Source organism: Rhizobium sp. Root149, from assembly GCF_001427345.1.
Lineage (GTDB): Bacteria > Pseudomonadota > Alphaproteobacteria > Rhizobiales > Rhizobiaceae > Neorhizobium > Neorhizobium rhizoryzae.
The window spans coordinates 1-17971 of the sequence record NZ_LMGD01000001.1 but is presented as its reverse complement, the minus strand read 5'-3'; the positions used below and the strand labels follow the sequence as shown (position 1 = coordinate 17971).

Genomic DNA, 17971 nt, shown 5'->3' with positions numbered 1-17971 from the left:
GGGGTCTACCGGATCAAACGATCACAATTTTGGCAGACACTGATCAATTCATGATTGCCATCGCAACAGGTTGAGATCAATCACCTTTGACCAAAAATGCGCCGCAGCACTGCGCGCACATATTTCACTATTTTACCCCCGAAAAACAAAACGGCCGCAACATGTGCGACCGCTTTACAAACCTTAATCCGAGATCAAAGGAAGCCGCGCTTCTGCCACCAGCCAGCACGCTTCGGTTTCGTGGGCTCGCCATCTGGCTCACTGTCGGATGGAGCGCTGGATGTCACCACCGGTTCCGATGAAGCGATGTTGGACGCACGGTTTGCCCGAATTGCTTTTTCGGCCGCACTTTCTTCCGATGACGAAGCCGCGTCTACAGCGGTTTCGACTGCTGGTTCCGGCTTTACGGCTTCTGGTTCTGCCACTTCAGCCTCGGCCGAGTTCGCTGCAGGCTGTTCCGTCACGGCGACAGTATCGGCAACGGCTTCGGTCTCCGATTTGCTGGAGGCCTTGGAACGACGCGTGCGACGCGGCTTGACCGGAGTTTCTTCCGTTTTCCCGGCTTCGTTTGAGTCTGCTGCTACAGCCTCTTCAGCATCGACCTGGAGTTCCTGCGTCGAACCGCCGTCGGAGAAGCCGGATACAGGGCTCAGATCATTGTCGTCTGTGCTCTCATCGGCAGGAGTACTGGCTTCAGTATCGTCTTCGCCGGAGTTTGCCTGCACGCCGTCCTCTTCGCCCTGACGATTGCGGCGACCGCCGCGCTTGCCACGACGACGACGCTTGCGCTTATTGCCTTCTTCGGTTTCCGACTGGGCCTGATCCGTCTGGCCTTCCGCAGAATCATCGTCTTCATCATCATCGCCGTCTTCGTCGGCGCCGGATGCATCACCCGAAGCTTGCTGCGAAGGATCGTTACGCTCGCCATTGCGATTGCGACGGCGGCGGCGACGCTTGCGCTTGCGATTGCCCTGCTCATCTTCCGAACGTACAGCCTGTGCGGAGTTTGCCGCAGCAGCCGGCGCCTCATCTTCGTCCTCGTCATCAGCTTCGATGATGACATCGTCTTCGTCTTCCTCAACGGGGAGGGCCGCAAACTGAACGAGGCTTTCGATTTTCACCGGGTTGGCAACAGGCTCACCTCGGTCGATTGCGAAGTGGCTTGCGCCGACCGCGCCATCCGCTTCAATGAAGATAGAGACGCCGAAGCGGTTTTCATAATCAACGACATTACCGCGTTTGTGGTTGAGCAGATAAAGCGCAATCTCAGGCGTCGTACGCACCGTGATATCGTGCGTGGTATTCTTGAGCAGGTATTCTTCGACACCGCGCAGAACATGCAGGGCAATCGAAGACTGCGACCGAACGTGACCTGTTCCGCCGCAGTGCGAGCAGACCTGAGTGGTCGACTCGAGCACACTGGCGCGAATACGCTGGCGCGACATTTCGAGCAGACCGAAATGCGAGATGCGGCCTACCTGAATGCGTGCGCGATCGTTCTTCAGGCAATCCTTCAGCTTCTTCTCGACAGAGCGGTTGTTCCGCTTCTCTTCCATGTCGATAAAGTCGATGACGATCAGACCCGCAAGGTCCCGGAGCCTCAACTGGCGAGCAACTTCCTCTGCTGCCTCCAGATTGGTCTGAAGTGCGGTCTCTTCGATCGAATGCTCGCGAGTCGAACGCCCGGAGTTGACGTCGATAGCGACCAGCGCTTCCGTCTGGTTGATGATGAGGTAGCCGCCCGACTTCAACGTAACCTGCGGCTGCAGCATCCGGTCGAGCTGTGCCTCGATGCCAGAGCGCGAGAAAATCGGATGCAGATCCCGATAGGGCTGAACCACTTTGGCATGGCTCGGCATCAGCATCTTCATGAAGTCTTTCGCTTCGCGATAGCCTTCCTCACCGGCAACGATGACCTCGGATATGTCCTTATTGTAGAGATCGCGAATGGAGCGCTTGATCAGCGATCCTTCTTCGTAAACCAGACAGGGAGCGATCGAGTTCAGCGTCAGCGTCCTGACATTCTCCCACAGACGCATCAGGTATTCGAAGTCACGCTTGATCTCGACGCGGGTGCGGTTTGCTCCAGCCGTACGAAGAATCACGCCCATGCCCAGCGGCACGTCCAACTCGCGCGCAATTTCCTTGAGGCGCTTGCGGTCCGTCGGATTGGTGATCTTGCGCGAAATGCCGCCACCACGTGCAGTGTTCGGCATCAATACCGAATAACGACCGGCAAGCGAAAGATAGGTCGTCAGAGCGGCGCCCTTGTTGCCACGCTCTTCCTTCGCAACCTGAACCAGCAGGATCTGGCGGCGTTTGATGACTTCCTGGATTCGGTATTGCTTGCGCGGCTTGCGGAATACGCGATCCGGCACCTCTTCCATGGCGTCTTCTGCACCAACGGACTCGATGACTTCTTTTTCATGGTCGTCGTCATCGTCATCATCGTCGTCGTTGGAACGGCGATCGACGACATCTTCAGACACGGAATCAGTATCGACCATCGCCGCCATCTCGTCCGGCGTGCTGTCGTCGTTTCCGTCCGTCGTGTCTGACGCGACGGCCGCCTCATCTACGGCAGCCTCAACCGGCTTCTTGCGGGCCCGGCTACGGCGCGGCTTGGCTTTTGGCTTTTCTTCCGCAACTGCCTCAGCAGCTACCTCTTCAGCGGAATTGTCGGCATTGGCAGGAGCCTCCGTCGCGTTGACAGGCTCGCTTGAGCTGTCATCAGCGCGAAGAGCGGCTTCTACCTGTTTGACAATTCCCACATCAGGTTGATCTGCCTTCGCGAGATCAATAACGGGCTCGACGTCGTGATCGTGATGGCGGGGATTATCTTCCATTTCCGCCTGAAGCAGTGCCTGACGGTCAGCAAGCGGGATTTGATAATAGTCTGGATGGATTTCCGCGAAAGCGAGAAAACCATGACGGTTGCCGCCATAGTCAACGAATGCGGCCTGAAGGGAAGGCTCAACGCGGGTCACCTTCGCCAGGTAAATGTTGCCGCGTATCTGCTTCTTGTGCTGCGACTCGAAATCGAACTCTTCAATCCGGTTTCCCCGGACGACTACGACGCGTGTTTCCTCCGCATGGGAGGCGTCGATAAGCATTTTGTCTGCCATTGAACATGTGCTCCTCGGCGCAGCCGCGCGTGCTTGAAGAGGCCTGTCCTCATGTCAGCACCTCCCTGCATCGCGAGTTTTGCGCCGGATAAAGATTTCCCGCTGATACGCTTTCGAGCGGCATCGCCACGACAAGCATCAGAACCTTCGTTCTTTTCAGCCTGCCTGGAGTATGCAAATCGTGCCGCAACATTAAAGACCAGTCGAGAATGACGTTATACAAGGTCCCTTGCGGAACCCGATGAATTTGCTCCCGATGAGCAGGATGGCGAGCCATCCGGTATTCGTCCGGCCATGCCGGAGTTGATGGTGTTTCAGGCCAAGTGTAGAGACGGCGGATGTCTTTGCTCCACGGCGCCAGAACATGACAGCTGGCTGCCTGCAACAGACTATCCCGTCGACACTTAAACCCTCACAAGCCTTGTATGTTTTATCCGTCACAATAGCAAGGGCAAAGCCGATCCTGCCTTATTATGGATCAAATTGACGGACTAAAGCGCAGTGGCGCCGTATCGCTTTGGCATTGGGCGCCTTTGCCAGGGAAATTGAACAGCGGTGATTGCGTGTTGTACATTGAGAATCAGGTGCGGGGAGGGAAAGCGCGTTGAGACCGGTTTGGAGAAACTCCACAATATCTATGTGCCGACCGGCTGTCGGTGCTGGGAGCGTCTTCGGTCTTGTCTCGGGTTTGCTCATCGCGCTGTGTCTGCTTTGCCCCGTTTCAGTTCGAGCGACCGAAAAACCCGATGAACCACTGCTGGCATTCTCGGCGCGTATTGTTGGCGATGATGCGCGATCTCGTGTCGTCGTCGATTTCGACGACAAGCCGGAATTCTCCGTTCATTATGTTGCCTCGCCCGAACGCATCGTGATTGACTTGCCTGCGACGGCATTCGGTTTTCCTGCTGAAGACTTGGCCGCGCGCGGGCTGTTCAAGGACATCCGTTACGGAACCATGGGCGAGGGCAGCGCGCGCATCGTCCTGACCGCACAGCGTCCGGTGAAACTGGTTTCCGCCGAGGTTCAAAAGAACGAGGATCGAGGTTTCAGGCTGGTTCTTGATGCCGAGATCACGACAAAGGAGAAATTCGCAGAACTGGTCAGGACCCAGAGCTGGAAGAGTTCTGAGCTCAAACAGTCTGCCGATATTGAAGGTTTGCCCGATGGTGCAATGTCGAAGGATGGCGTCTTTACAATTGCCATCGACGCCGGGCATGGTGGCATCGATGCAGGAGCCTCCGGTGCAGTTACGAAGACGCCAGAGAAGGACATAACGCTCGCTTTTGCCAAGATCCTCGTGGAGAAGCTGAACAAACAGACCGGCATCCGAGCGTTTCTGACCCGTAGCAATGATAGTTTTCTGTCACTTTCAGAGCGGGTTGTTCTGGCGCGGCAGGGCAAGGCGGATCTCTTCATCTCCCTTCACGCCGATACGCTGGGACAAAAGAACATTCGCGGCTCGACCGTTTACACGCTGTCCGATACGGCGTCGGACAAGATGGCTGCGGCGCTCGCCGCGCGTGAAAACCTTTCGGATCAGCTTGCCGGGTACTCGATTGAGGTACCGCAGCCCGAAATCGCCGATATCTTGCTGGATTTGACCCGCCGGGAAACCCAGGCATTTTCCATCTCCCTGGCAAACAGGGTGGTGAAATCCTTCGAGGGCCAGATCGGTCTCATCAATAATCCTCACCGCTTCGCAGGTTTTCAGGTACTGCGAGCGCCAGACATTCCATCGATCCTGCTCGAGCTCGGCTTTTTGTCCAACGAAGGAGATGAAAAGCTGCTGTTGAGTGAAGAGTGGCGGGACAAGCTGACCAGCCTTCTTGTTGATGCAGTCCTGAAATACCGGGGCGAGACTGTTGCGGGCGGCGGCTGATTGCGTCGGAGCAGATTACATTGTGGCCTGACTGCAACAGGCTCTCACTGGGTTGGCATTTCGGTCAAAGGATCGGGGTGAAGACGGGCAAGTCTTCGCAAGAGCCCTATTTTACTCACATTCCCGGCGTTACACAGTGACGCTTGGAATGGGTGACCAAACATGGTTTTTGACTGCTGACGCTTGCAGTCGGTGCAGGCCATGTGCGAAACGCGTGGAAACATGAGAGTCGGCCGGGACTGTGCCGAACGACCGAAGCGGTAGCTAGCGAATGATCAGATTACTTGGATATTTTTTCGGCCTGGCGTGCATCGCGTTCTTTGCGTTTGCTGCCGTCGCCGCCGTCTACCTGATGGGCGTATCCAAGGATCTTCCGAATTACGAGGTATTAGCCTCCTACGAGCCACCGGTCGCAACGCGCGTCCACGCAGGTAATGGAGCGCTGATGGCAGAGTATGCGCGAGAGAAGCGCCTCTTTCTGCCGATTCAGGCCATTCCGGACCGCGTCAAGGCGGCATTCATCGCTGCGGAAGACCAGAATTTCTACAAGCATCCCGGCGTTGACCCCTGGGGTCTCGCACGTGCGGTCGTCAACAATATCCAGAACATCGGATCCGGTCGGCGGCCTGAAGGCGCATCGACGATCACCCAGCAGGTTGCCAAAAACTTTCTGCTCTCAGCGGACCAAACGATCGATCGAAAGGTCAAGGAAGCGATCCTCTCCTTCCGCATCGAGCAGACCTACTCGAAGGACAAGATTCTCGAACTCTATCTCAATGAGATCTTCTTCGGCTTCAATTCCTATGGCATCGCAGGCGCGGCGCTGACCTATTTCAATAAATCCGTGACGGAGTTGACGATTGCGGAGGCGGCCTACCTTGGAGGGCTTCCCAAGGGACCTGCCAACTATAATCCATTCCGTCATGAAGAAGCTGCCATCACCCGCCGCAACTACGTGATCAGCCGCATGGCGGAAGACGGCTACATCACCGCCAGTGACGCCGAGCAGGCCAAGAAGCAGCCGCTCGGAGTGAACATGAACCGTGGTGGCGCGACGCTCGCTGCGTCAGAATACTTCTCGGAAGAAGTACGCCGCCAGATCATAGAAAAATACGGCGACAAGGCTCTTTATGAAGGCGGCTTGTCCGTTCGTACGTCGCTTGATCCGCAGTTGCAGATCATGGCCAGGGCTTCCTTGCAGAAGGGATTGGTCGATTACGACGAGCGCCGGGGTTATCGCGGTGCGATTGCAAAGATTGGCGTGTCCGGTGACTGGGGCCCGGAACTTGCCAAGGTTCCGGCTCTCCGCGATGTTCCGGAGTGGAAGCTGGCCGTCGTTACTGCAGTATCCGACAAGCAGGTCGATATCGGCCTTCAACCTGATCTGGTCGCCGGTAAAGTTGTCGAGGAACGCAAAAAGGGAACCATCCCTGCCGATCAGATGAAATGGGCCTTCCGCGATGCAAAGGGCGTCAAGAAGACGGCCAAGTCTCCGGTCGGTGTGGTCGAGGCGGGCGATGTCGTCTACGTCGAGCCGATCGAGAACAAGCCTGGTATCTTCGCGTTGAGGCAACCCCCGAAGGTCCAGGGCGGTATGGTGGTGATGGATCCGCATACGGGCCGCGTCCTGGCCATGGTGGGCGGCTTCTCCTACGGTCAGTCGGAGTTCAATCGCGCGACACAGGCGATGCGTCAGCCCGGTTCGTCATTCAAGCCCTTTGTCTATGCTGCCGCGCTGGACAATGGTTACACTCCATCCTCTGTCATTCTGGACGCCCCAATCGAAGTCACATCTGGTGGGCAGGTCTGGAGCCCGGATAACTACGGTGGCGAATCGGGTGGCCCGTCGACGCTGCGGGTCGGCATCGAGAAATCGCGTAACCAGATGACTGTGCGCCTCGCGCAGGACATGGGCATGGATCTGGTTGCGGAATATGCGCAGCGTTTCGGCATCTACGACAAGATGGCGCCGCTTCTGTCCATGTCGCTTGGTTCCGGTGAAACCACCGTTCTGCGTATGGTCTCGGCCTATTCGGTCATCGCGAATGGTGGCAAGCAGATCAAGCCCACCCTGGTTGACCGTATTCAGGATCGCTATGGCAAAACGATTTTCCGCCATGAGGAGCGGACCTGCGAAGGATGTAATTTCAATAGTTGGGCAAACCAGCCTGAGCCAACGCTGATCGATAACCGCGAGCAGGTTCTCGACCCGATGACGGCTTATCAGATCACATCGATGATGGAAGGTGTTGTCCAGCGTGGCACCGCCGCCGGTAAGATCCCGGTGAAGGATCGTCCGGTTGCGGGCAAGACCGGTACGACGAACGACGAAAAGGATGCCTGGTTTGTCGGCTTTACGCCGAACCTTGTTGCTGGCCTCTACATCGGCTTCGATACACCGACGCCGCTCGGTCGTGGCGGCACTGGCGGCAGCCTCTCGGCACCGATTTTCGGTGAATTCCTCGCTCAGGCTGCCAAGGTAACCCCGGCGACGAAATTCCAGGTTCCTGCTGGAATGCAGTTCATTGCTGTCAACAGAAAGACCGGCATGTTTGCGCTTGAGGGTGAGCCGGATACGATCGTCGAAGCTTTCAAGCCGGGAACAGGGCCTGCAGATACGCTGACGATCATTGGCGCCAATGCGCAGTTGCCTCCTGAGGAAATCCTCAAGACATCGCCGCAGGCACAGCAGGCTGTAACCTCCGGTTCCGGTGGCCTGTTCTGATCCAGCACAACGGCCGGGTCCCGCGCCGACCTGATGGCAAGCTCATTGTGATGCTTTACAGATCTCGTCGGTGGAACTATTCAACCGTCAAATCCCGAAAGGACGAGAAGGCAGAGAATGCGCAACGAGACTTTGAATGTTATCGACGAAATCAAGCAGGCCATAAGCCTGCTGAGGAGGCATCTTTGACTGGGATCAGGCGGTAAGACGACTGGACTGGTTGAACAACAAGGCAGAAGATCCAACACTCTGGAACGACGCCAGCGAAGCGCAGAAGCTCATGCGCGAACGCCAGCAGTTGGACGACAGCATCAGCGGCGTAAAGTCTCTGGAGCAGCAACTGCGGGACAATATCGAGTTTATCGAGCTTGGCGAGGAAGAAGGCGACGAAACCGTCGTTCGCGACGCGGAAGATGCGTTGAAGGTTCTTCGGGCTGAAGCAACCCGCCGGCAGGTCGAAGCCATGCTCTCGGGCGAGGCGGACGGCAACGACACCTATGTTGAAGTTCACTCCGGCGCTGGTGGTACCGAATCGCAGGATTGGGCAAACATGCTCCTGCGCATGTATACCCGTTGGGCGGAGCGCTCGGGCTTCAAGGTGGAACTGCTGGAAGTCCATGACGGTGAAGAGGCGGGCATCAAATCTGCCACGATCCTGGTCAAGGGCCATAATGCCTATGGCTGGCTCAAAACCGAGTCCGGCGTTCACCGGCTTGTCCGCATTTCTCCTTATGACAGCAACGCACGTCGTCACACGTCATTCTCGTCGATCTGGGTTTATCCTGTGGTTGACGACTCGATCCAGATCGAAGTGAACGAAAGCGATTGCCGTATCGATACCTATCGCTCATCCGGTGCAGGCGGACAGCACGTCAATACGACGGATTCGGCCGTACGAATTACGCATATTCCAAGCGGTATCGTGGTTGCTTGCCAGCAGGAACGTTCGCAGCACAAGAACCGCGCCAAGGCGTGGGATATGTTGCGCGCACGTCTGTATGAGGTCGAATTGAAGAAGCGGGAAGAGGCGGCAAACGCCGAAGCCGCATCGAAGACCGATATCGGATGGGGTCATCAGATCCGCTCGTATGTTCTTCAGCCTTATCAGTTGGTGAAGGATCTTCGGACCGGCGTGGAAAGCACGGCACCGGGCGATGTTCTGGATGGTGAACTGAACGAGTTCATGGAGGCGGCCCTTGCGCACCGGATCAACGGTGGTGCCGGAGCAGACGTGGCCGACATCGATTGAGATGCTGGATCGTTGATCCGTGATTAAAATGGGGCTGCGTGCAAGTTGCGCAGCCTTTTTTGTATCCTGCGGGAATATTCAGTCTGAGAACTGCTCGGCCAGGATCCGCTCGGACCAGGAATGATCGGGATCGGACAGGATCCTCGCGGTCCGATCGCTGGATTGCGAAATGATAACTTTCAGGACGCTCTTGACCTCGGTATTATCTGCGACAGCGTTCACGGGTCGTTTGTCTGCTTCCAGAATATCGAGCTCAACGCAAACCTTGTTTGGCAAAAGCGCGCCGCGCCAGCGACGAGGGCGAAACGCACTCACCGGTGTCATGGCCAGCAAAGGGGCTTCCAGTGGGAGAATGGGTCCGTGAGCAGACAGATTATAGGCAGTGGAACCTGCTGGCGTCGCGATCATCAGCCCGTCACAAATCAGCTCCTCGAGGCGTGTATGCCCGTCGATCGTTACGCGCACCTTTGTCGCCTGGTAAGATTGCCGGAAGATGTAGACCTCATTGATGGCGAGTGCGACGGATTTGGATCCATCTGCATTGATGGTTTTCATCTGCAAAGGATGAAGGTCGTTTTCAACGGAAGCGTTGATTCGCGCGTTGAGGCCATCGACACGGTAATCGTTCATCAGGAAGCCAACGGAACCACAATTCATGCCATAGATTCGTTTGCCGCTATTGATGGTCTGGTGAAGGGTCTGAAGCATGAACCCGTCGCCTCCCAGGGCAACGACGACATCGGCGTCGGACACGTCATGATTCCCGTAGAGCGATGTCAACTCGGCAAAGGCCGCCTGCGCCTCTGGTGCTGGAGAAGCCAGAAAGCAAATTTTGTAGCTGCTAGAAGACATTGGCTCTCCTCGTTCCTGGCACTTTGGTAGCCGATATCGGTCTCCAGGTACAAGGCCATGCTGAGGGTTGATGGTTCTCCCTCTCTTTTATCTCTTCTTCGTCTCGAAAATTGGATTTGGGGGTTTACACAGCGGCCAGATATGCTAGTTGGACACCCGCAAGTGCCCTTGTAGCTCAGTTGGTAGAGCACCTGATTTGTAATCAGGGGGTCGCGGGTTCGAACCCTGCCGGGGGCACCATTTTTCTTCTCATAGTCGCCGTTCACTATGGTAGCTCACAAGCTGCCTCTGCGTGAAAAAGCGAGAATTCAATCAAATTGAAGCAATTATTTCAGCGTCGATTAGACTCTTTCGACTAGGTTGAAAGCGTCGGGCGATGCGGTCGCATCACCACCGAAATGAATGCGGACCCGACCGAATCGATGCTGAGACGCAGTTAAGTCATCTTCAGCGCGGACATCCTCACGATTTTCAGCTGTCAGGCATGCAGGCCATTGTTCTTGCGTGAACGGCATCCCTCGTCGGTTCGGAACCATTGCCCGAAACTGCCAGATGAGGATCGACCCATGACGGCCGCAACCAAGAACGACGCTCTGGAAATCATCGCCTTCCGTTTGGGCGAACAAAACTTTTGCATCCGCACTACTGGCGTGCGTGAGATCCGCGGTTGGGGGCCATCGATGCCTATCCCGAACGCGCCCGAATTTGTGCTCGGTGTCATCAATTTGCGCGGCAACGTGATTCCCACCATTGATCTGGCGCGCCGACTTGGCATGACGCCAGCGGAACGCACGGAACGCAGCGCTATCGTCGTGGCTGAGGCTGGTCCAACGATTGTAGGCCTGGTCGTCGATCACGTGACAGACATGCTGACTGTGTCAGCTGACCAGTTGCAGCCGGTTCCCACCGTCCTGACCAGTTTCGACAGCCGCTACTGCGACGGGATCATCACCCACGACTCCGGAATGATCTGCTACCTCAATATCGAACGTCTGTTCGAGAACGACCAGATCCCTCAGGCAGCCTGAGTTGCTGCCTCTTCACACTCCGAGAAAACAAAACGGGCCTTCAAAAATGCGATTTCTCACTCTGATCGCTTCTTCCCTGCTGTTTGCCTCCTCGGCCCTGGCGTTGGACGCGCCGAAAGGGCCCGTGATCTTGACGGTAAAGGGTACGCTCACTCATGCCAATGTCGGCGCAACAGCGCAGTTCGACCTTGAGATGCTGGAAAAACTGGACGGCCGTACAGGCAAAATGAAGACACCGTGGACGGAAGGAGAAACAAGTTTCTCGGGTCCGCTTCTTCGAGCGATCCTGAATGCTGCGGGAGCGACTGGCAGCAAACTTCAGGTGAAGGCCTTGAACGACTATTTCGCGGAGGTGCCCGTTGAAGATGCCGAGAAGCTGGATACGATTCTGGCGACGCGACAGAATGGCAAGGTGATGTCGATCCGAGAAAAGGGGCCTCTTTTCCTGATCTATCCGTTCGATAAGGATCCAGCACTTTACAACGAAAAGTATTTTTCCCGGTCTGTCTGGCAGATCAAGGAGATTGAGGTAAAGCCGTGACACCAGCAATGCCGTTCGGTGGCGAGGTCATTCGCCGCGCCAGCCGGACGACGGCGGCGCTTCAGATCTTCGCAGTGATCCTGCTGGGGATCCTCGTTTCCATCTACATCGATATCTCGAACCGGCAGGGTAATCTTAAAGACGCTGTCCGTGAAAACGCGATGTGGTCTGTCTACCAACTGGACCGTGAAGCGGACGAACTGTTCCATTCCCTGAAGGAAGTGCCTTTCGAAGGGTTGGAAGCCGCCGCGACGCGCGAACGGCTCGCCCTGCGTTTCGATATCGTCTACTCGCGCATGGACGTGTTGCGGAAGTCGAAGTTCGAGCAAGGCTTTTCAGCAGACAACGAGGTCAAGGCGAGGCTGGAACAGGTTCAGGGCATGATCATGCATCTGGACCCGGTCTTTAGCAAGTTGACGCAGGTTGACCCCGCGTCCGTGAATGCCGTCGAGCTCCTGGCGCAGGCGAGTGCATTGTCGGAAGCGACGGGTGCTCTGCTCGTTTACACGAATACGCTCACGAGCGAAGAGCGCGCCCAGAACCGGTTAGAAGTGGAGGCGCTGCAGCAGAAGGCCTTCCTGATCGTCGGTCTTTTGTCGATTTCTGTTCTGCTCCTCATCGTCGGGCTCAGACGTCAGTTGCGCGGTGTGCAGGCGGCAGGTGCGAGCCTTGAGGCTATGGCGCACGAATTGACAGTGTCATATCAGGCAGCTGAGGCGGGCAACCGCGCCAAATCACAGTTCATGGCGACCATGGGCCATGAGATTCGTACACCTCTCAATGCCATATTGGGCATGGTGGAACTGCTGGAACTGAACAAGCTCCCCGAGGATGCGCTGAGCCGTGTCAGAACAATTCGCCGTTCCGGGGAGGCTCTGCTCGATATCATCAACGAGATCCTGGACTACGCTAAAATCGAGCACGGCAAGCTTGAGCTAGAGGAGCGTCCGGTCGATCTCGTCACGCTGGCGGAAAATTCGGCGGAAATGATGCGCGGACGCGCGACGGAAGCGGGAACGCGCATTTCTGTAGACCTTCCCCATCGTTGGCATGCGCGGCACGTCCTTGCGGATCCCACACGCCTGCGTCAGGTGATGTTGAACCTGATGAGCAATGCCGTGAAATTCACCAGCGAAGGTACCGTAACCTTGCGGATGCGGCAGCAGGTTCGCCAGAGTGGGGTTTGGTTGCGCGTTGAAGTTCAGGATACTGGCATCGGTATAGGCGAAGAAGGGCGTAAAAAGCTGTTTCGACCCTTCTCTCAGGTCGATGCCAGCATCAGCCGTCGCTACGGCGGCACCGGGCTGGGGCTGACCATCTGCAAGGAGATCATTGACCGCTTCGGTGGTCGGATCGGTGTGGATAGCGCACCTGGTTTCGGCAGCACCTTCTGGTTCGAGGTCCCGGTGCAGGCAACAGAGGCTCCGGCAACGGAACAGGATGTCGAAACGCCCAACGTATTCGCCAGGATTGCGCCCCTGAGGATCCTTCTGGCTGAAGACAACAAGATCAACCAGCAGGTTATCCTCGGCTACCTTGGTCATCTGGGACAGGCAGCGGCTGTCGCTGAAAATGGTCAGGTCGCACTGGAATTGGCATCCAGGCAGGATTTCGATCTTGTTCTGATGGATATGCAGATGCCGATCATGGACGGGATTGAAGCAACGCGTCGTCTTCGTGAGCCCGAGAGCCGGAACAGGAATGTGCCCATTATAGCGCTGACAGCAAATGCTTCGGAAGAAGATCGACGCCTGTGCAGGGACGCTGGCATGACTGGCTTCCAGGCAAAGCCAATTAGTCTCGCTGCCCTGCATGCCCTGTTGCAAGATGTAATTCCCATGTCCTCTACCGAGCCGGAACGCCCTGTTGTCGATACGATTTCAGACAACCATTCGCAGGAACCGAGAAGCGGTATCGCGGCTGTGGCCGACCGAAGGAAGGAAATTGAGGATATCCTGGGCGCAGATGCTTTTGAGGAGCTCATGGCAGCATTTTTTGATGATGCAGTCGATCTTCTGAATTCACTGAATGTCTCAATGCAGGACGGACGTAAGGAAAATTTTGACACGCTTCTGCATAATCTAAAGGGAGCTGCAGCCAATATCGGTCTGGAGGAGATTGCCATGCAGGCGCAAACTCTTCGCAAGAGGGAACTCACACTGTCCGACATTGATGAGCTTTCGCAACAAATTCGTGCCGCGCAGACTGCGCTGGCCGCCTGAGGAGAAAGACATGAACATTCTGGTGGTCGACGACAACAAGACCAATCTGGTTCTGCTAAAGAAACTTGTTGCGACCGTGGATGGATGCAAGGCAATTGGCTTCTCCAGTCCCGAAGAAGCGCTGCATGCAATGCCGGACCTGGACTTCGATATCGGAGTGATCGATTTTCAGATGCCTGTCTATAATGGCGTTGATCTCCTCGTCGAGATTCGCCGCTTCGATAAATATCGCGATAAGCCGTTCGTAGTAGTGACAGCCGATGGCGATACCGCCACCCGAATGACGGCGTTGAATGCTGGCGCGATTGATTTTCTGACGAAGCCGATCAACCCCCTCGAGTTTCAGGCGCGCATCCGTAATCTCGCGGCTCTGACCACAGCTCGAAATCAATTGGCAGATCGGGCGGAATGGCTGCGCACCGAAGTTGAAAAAGTCGTCAACGAACTGCGCGAGCGTGAGCAGGAAATAATTTATCGACTGACCTTGGCTGCTAGCTATAAAGATCCGGAGACGGCAATGCATACCCTGCGGGTGGGCGCGTATTCGGAAGCAATCGCCAAGGCCTATGGCCTGCCAGAGGAAATCTGCGCCGACATTCGCATGGCTGCTCCGATGCATGACATCGGCAAGGTGGGTATTCCGGATGCCGTACTTCTGAAACGAGGCATCTATACCGACATCGAGCGCGCGCAGATGCAGTGTCATACATCGATCGGTTCGAAGATATTGGGACATTCTCGCTCGAGCTTGCTTCAACTGGCCGCTGAGATCGCCGGGGCCCATCACGAACGTTGGGATGGGCAGGGGTATCCGCATCGGCTTTCCGGAGCCGAGATCCCTTTGGCAGGCCGAATCGTTGCAATTGCCGATAGCTTTGATGCGCTTACGACGGCTCGACCATATAAAGAGGCATGGACCATAGATAAGACGATCCGGCATATTCAGGATAGAGCTGGCAGTCAGTTTGATCCTCAATGTGTTCAGGCTTTCATTGATGCATTGCCGGATATCAGAAGAATCATGAACGCGCCGCACGAGCAAACCGAAGAACCGGGAGCTGCCGCCTGAACATCTGGTTATCTTAGCCAGGAATTAGAATTTGAAGTCGGTGTTTGGGTTGCAAGGCGCGTGGCTGATCCTGGAAATGGCTGCGCGCCAAATGATTTTGCAGAAACACCTTGATCGCGTTCATCGGCCTTGACCCCCAGATTCGTGCGAAAATTATGGGAACCTTTCCCGTGCTTGTGAGTTCTCACGGATCGGATGGCGGGCCGAATTCAATGACTTATAAAATTTTGATTGTCGAAGATCAGTTGCTGATCGCACTTCATATCGAAGATGCGGTAATGGCGCTCGGCCACGATGTGGTGGGAATAGCAGCGAATTCACAGGACGCGATGAAATACGCTCAGGATTGTGAAATCGCGCTCGTCGATGTGCAGTTGCAGGACGGAATAACCGGCCCGACCATTGGTGCTGCATTGGCGCAATCTGGCGCGACCGTCCTCTTCATGACCGCCAACCCGGATCTGCTGGGGGAGGGCGTGCCAGGAACACTCGGTGTCATTTCCAAGCCGATCTTCGATCTGGAGCTGGTAGGTGCCATCCAGTTTGCAGCGGATCTCCGGTCAGGGGGAGACGCGCTGGCGCCAGAACGCTTCAAGCGTTTCGAAAACTGATATTGCTGAGGGCTACCTTCGCTTGAGGAACTGTCCTGTTGCATAAAGTGCGATAGCGGCGGCGTTCGAAACATTGAGCGACTTGATGGCGCCAGGCATGTCAAGTCGGGCCAGCGAGGTCACCGTTTCACGGGTTTTCTGGCGCAATCCTTTTCCTTCAGAACCAAGCACAAGGGCAATCTTGTCTCCCGTGAAGGTCCCCTCGATTGGAGCTGGTCCCTCCGAGTCGAGTCCTATCGACTGGAAGCCGAGTTTATGAAGCTCACCAAGTGCATCCGCCAGATTGGTGACTTGGATGTAGGGAATAAGCTCCAGGGCCCCTGACGCAGACTTTGCAAGCACGCCCGATTCGGTCGGGCTGTGACGCTGGGTCGTGATCACCGCACCCGCATCGAATGCGACGGCTGAACGCATGATCGCCCCCACATTATGCGGATCAGTTACCTGATCGAGAACCAGAAGGAGAGGGCTGTCTTTCAGCGCTTCGAGCCGTCGAATGGGAAGCGCTCTGGTCTCAAGCATGACGCCCTGATGGATCGCTTCAGGCCCTAGGATGCGCTCGATGTCCGACGGAACGACGAATTCCACCGAAAACGACAGCGCTTCCGCTGGGCCGATATCGAGCCGGATGAATGCATTTTGCGTCACAAAGAGGCGCACCAGTTTGCGCGCCGGATTTTCAATGGCTGCGCGAACGGTATGAAGCCCATAAAGGTAGACCTGTTCCGCCTCGAGCTGCGGCGGAGACCAATCTGCGCCTGCCTTGCGGCGCTTGACGGGCGCTGGCGTCGGAATTTCGCCACGCTCTCTCTTGGAATCGCGAACTTGCCGACGCAGAGTGGCGTAGTGGCTGTCCCGGGCGGATTTGTCTTTGTTGTCGTTCTTGGTCATGCCCGCCTTATAACGACTGTGCATCCAAGGCGAAAGTCCGCCGTCATCCACAGGTCGAAGAGAAGTTTTGAAATTTCTCGAAATTTTCATTTGATGTCGTGTTGACAGCAGGCGAACTGGCAGTCATATACGCCGCCGTGACTGCAGCAAACGACGCGGTTCACAAGCTTGGTCTTCGGTCCAGACAGAATACTGGAGGGATGCCCGAGTGGTTAAAGGGGACGGACTGTAAATCCGTTGGCTCAGCCTACGTTGGTTCAAATCCAACTCCCTCCACCATTCTGATCTTCGACCGAACAAGCCCGCGGGTATAGCTCAATGGTAGAGCAGCAGCCTTCCAAGCTGAATACGCGGGTTCGATTCCCGCTACCCGCTCCAAATTCTACCAAGAAACATTCAGTTGATAGCGTCTGGCTGTTGCGCGTGGATACCTCCGGGACCTTTGCAATAATTATCTTGCGCATTGAACTGGAAAGCCTTAAACGGCGTCACCAAATCCGCACGCGCGGATGAACCATTCTTTTTGATCACAGGAAGCATCAATGGCAAAGAGCAAGTTTGAGCGTACCAAGCCGCATGTGAACATCGGCACGATTGGCCACGTTGACCATGGCAAGACGTCTCTGACGGCAGCGATCANAATGGCAAAGAGCAAGTTTGAGCGTACCAAGCCGCATGTGAACATCGGCACGATTGGCCACGTTGACCATGGCAAGACGTCTCTGACGGCAGCGATCACGAAGTACTTCGGCGAGTTCAAGGCGTACGACCAGATCGACGCTGCTCCGGAAGAGAAGGCGCGTGGTATCACGATTTCGACGGCTCACGTTGAGTATGAGACGGCGAACCGTCACTAYGCSCACGTTGACTGCCCCGGCCACGCCGACTACGTCAAGAACATGATCACGGGTGCAGCGCAGATGGACGGCGCGATCCTGGTTTGCTCCGCCGCTGACGGCCCGATGCCGCAGACGCGCGAGCACATCCTTCTGGCTCGCCAGGTTGGCGTTCCTGCGATCGTTGTGTTCCTGAACAAGGTCGACCAGGTTGACGACGCTGAACTTCTGGAACTCGTAGAGCTTGAAGTTCGYGAACTTCTGTCGTCCTACGACTTCCCKGGCGATGACATTCCGATCGTCAAGGGCTCTGCTCTTGCTGCTCTGGAAGAYTCGAACAAGACGATCGGTGAAGACGCGATCCGCGAGCTGATGGCTCAGGTTGACGCCTACATCCCGACGCCAGAGCGTCCGATCGACCAGCCGTTCCTGATGCCGATCGAAGACGTGTTCTCGATCTCTGGCCGTGGTACGGTTGTGACRGGCCGCGTTGAGCGTGGTATCGTGAAGGTCGGTGAAGAAATCGAAATCGTTGGCATTCGTGCAACGACGAAGACGACCTGCACGGGCGTTGAAATGTTCCGCAAGCTGCTCGACCAGGGTCAGGCCGGCGACAACATCGGTGCTCTTCTGCGTGGCGTGAACCGTGACGGCGTTGAGCGCGGTCAGATCCTGTGCAAGCCTGGCTCTGTCAAGCCGCACAAGAAGTTCAAGGCAGAAGCCTACATCCTGACGAAGGAAGAAGGCGGCCGTCATACGCCGTTCTTCACGAACTACCGTCCGCAGTTCTACTTCCGCACGACGGACGTGACGGGCATCGTCACGCTTCCGGAAGGCACGGAAATGGTTATGCCTGGCGACAACGTAACCGTTGACGTTGAGCTGATCGTTCCGATCGCGATGGAAGAAAAGCTGCGCTTCGCGATCCGCGAAGGTGGCCGTA

At 56.2% G+C, this 17971-nt stretch carries 13 protein-coding genes and 3 tRNA genes; 12 read left to right on the top strand and 4 right to left on the bottom strand.

Annotated elements, in window-relative coordinates; genetic code table 11:
• Positions 1–194 precede the first annotated feature (194 nt).
• Together ASD54_RS00075 and ASD54_RS26360 are read right to left on the bottom strand one after the other, a co-directional pair.
• The gene (locus ASD54_RS00075; RefSeq protein WP_062552581.1) at positions 195–3125 is read right to left on the bottom strand and encodes a ribonuclease E/G; all 2931 of its coding nucleotides are present in this window, start codon (positions 3123–3125) and stop codon (positions 195–197) included.
• Positions 3126–3174: 49 nt separating this feature from the next.
• Positions 3175–3510, bottom strand: coding sequence for a hypothetical protein (locus ASD54_RS26360; RefSeq protein ID WP_156378993.1), 336 nt, complete (start codon positions 3508–3510; stop codon positions 3175–3177).
• Between the two features lie 252 nt (positions 3511–3762).
• Here ASD54_RS26360 and ASD54_RS00070 point away from each other — a divergent pair, with 252 nt between their 5' ends.
• From ASD54_RS00070 to prfB, 3 genes are all read left to right on the top strand, one after another.
• A complete protein-coding gene (locus ASD54_RS00070; protein ID WP_082546996.1) occupies positions 3763–5004 on the top strand; it encodes an N-acetylmuramoyl-L-alanine amidase in 1242 nt (413 codons plus the stop codon).
• A 271-nt stretch (positions 5005–5275) separates the two neighbouring features.
• Positions 5276–7729 carry a penicillin-binding protein 1A gene (locus ASD54_RS00065; RefSeq protein WP_062552580.1) on the top strand — a complete coding sequence of 818 codons (2454 nt, stop codon included), beginning with the start codon at positions 5276–5278 and terminating at the stop codon, positions 7727–7729.
• A gap of 117 nt (positions 7730–7846) precedes the next feature.
• Positions 7847–8978 (top strand): peptide chain release factor 2 gene (gene prfB / locus ASD54_RS00060; RefSeq protein WP_156378992.1). Its coding sequence is split into 2 segments (ribosomal slippage): positions 7847–7915 and positions 7917–8978, totalling 1131 coding nucleotides; the frame shifts between segments, so codons are not numbered across the junction.
• A gap of 78 nt (positions 8979–9056) precedes the next feature.
• Here the strand turns inward: prfB and ASD54_RS00055 are convergent.
• Positions 9057–9830, bottom strand: a complete 774-nt coding sequence (locus ASD54_RS00055; protein ID WP_062552578.1) for an NAD kinase — start codon at positions 9828–9830, stop codon at positions 9057–9059.
• Positions 9831–9994: 164 nt separating this feature from the next.
• Here ASD54_RS00055 and ASD54_RS00050 point away from each other — a divergent pair.
• From ASD54_RS00050 to ASD54_RS00025, 6 genes are all read left to right on the top strand, one after another.
• Positions 9995–10070, top strand: a tRNA-Thr gene (locus ASD54_RS00050).
• Between the two features lie 326 nt (positions 10071–10396).
• Positions 10397–10858 (top strand): chemotaxis protein CheW, encoded by a 462-nt coding sequence (locus ASD54_RS00045; RefSeq protein WP_062552577.1) that lies wholly within the window; start codon positions 10397–10399, stop codon positions 10856–10858.
• Positions 10859–10904: 46 nt separating this feature from the next.
• A complete protein-coding gene (locus ASD54_RS00040; protein ID WP_062552576.1) occupies positions 10905–11399 on the top strand; it encodes a molybdopterin-dependent oxidoreductase in 495 nt (164 codons plus the stop codon).
• Positions 11396–13621 carry an ATP-binding protein gene (locus tag ASD54_RS00035; protein WP_156378991.1) on the top strand — a complete coding sequence of 742 codons (2226 nt, stop codon included), beginning with the start codon at positions 11396–11398 and terminating at the stop codon, positions 13619–13621. Before ASD54_RS00040 ends, ASD54_RS00035 begins: the two co-directional genes overlap by 4 nt.
• Positions 13622–13631: 10 nt before the next feature.
• Entirely contained in the window at positions 13632–14690 is a 1059-nt protein-coding gene (locus tag ASD54_RS00030; protein WP_062553188.1) for an HD domain-containing phosphohydrolase, read from the top strand.
• Between the two features lie 110 nt (positions 14691–14800).
• Positions 14801–15301: a response regulator gene (locus ASD54_RS00025; protein ID WP_156378990.1), complete on the top strand. Its 501-nt coding sequence runs from the start codon at positions 14801–14803 to the stop codon at positions 15299–15301.
• A 12-nt stretch (positions 15302–15313) separates the two neighbouring features.
• Here the strand turns inward: ASD54_RS00025 and ASD54_RS00020 are convergent, their stop codons facing one another.
• Positions 15314–16192: an RNA methyltransferase gene (locus ASD54_RS00020; protein WP_062553186.1), complete on the bottom strand. Its 879-nt coding sequence runs from the start codon at positions 16190–16192 to the stop codon at positions 15314–15316.
• Positions 16193–16386: 194 nt separating this feature from the next.
• Between ASD54_RS00020 and ASD54_RS00015 the strand changes: the two genes are divergently transcribed.
• The 3 genes from ASD54_RS00015 to tuf form a co-directional block, all read left to right on the top strand.
• Positions 16387–16471, top strand: a tRNA-Tyr gene (locus tag ASD54_RS00015).
• Positions 16472–16496: 25 nt separating this feature from the next.
• A tRNA-Gly gene (locus ASD54_RS00010) sits at positions 16497–16570 on the top strand.
• Between the two features lie 263 nt (positions 16571–16833).
• The coding region (gene tuf, locus ASD54_RS00005; protein WP_062553185.1) for an elongation factor Tu at positions 16834–17971 on the top strand (1138 nt) is incomplete at its 3' end.

Excerpts from the sequence above, each read along its gene's own strand:
- ASD54_RS00075 (WP_062552581.1), bottom strand. The coding sequence starts at position 3,125 with ATGGCAGACAAAATGCTTATCGACGCCTCCCATGCGGAGGAAACACGC.
- ASD54_RS00070 (WP_082546996.1), top strand. The coding sequence starts at position 3,763 with ATGTGCCGACCGGCTGTCGGTGCTGGGAGCGTCTTCGGTCTTGTCTCG.
- ASD54_RS00065 (WP_062552580.1), top strand. The coding sequence starts at position 5,276 with ATGATCAGATTACTTGGATATTTTTTCGGCCTGGCGTGCATCGCGTTC.
- ASD54_RS00055 (WP_062552578.1), bottom strand. The coding sequence starts at position 9,830 with ATGTCTTCTAGCAGCTACAAAATTTGCTTTCTGGCTTCTCCAGCACCA.
- ASD54_RS00045 (WP_062552577.1), top strand. The coding sequence starts at position 10,397 with ATGACGGCCGCAACCAAGAACGACGCTCTGGAAATCATCGCCTTCCGT.
- ASD54_RS00040 (WP_062552576.1), top strand. The coding sequence starts at position 10,905 with ATGCGATTTCTCACTCTGATCGCTTCTTCCCTGCTGTTTGCCTCCTCG.
- ASD54_RS00030 (WP_062553188.1), top strand. The coding sequence starts at position 13,632 with ATGAACATTCTGGTGGTCGACGACAACAAGACCAATCTGGTTCTGCTA.
- ASD54_RS00020 (WP_062553186.1), bottom strand. The coding sequence starts at position 16,192 with ATGACCAAGAACGACAACAAAGACAAATCCGCCCGGGACAGCCACTAC.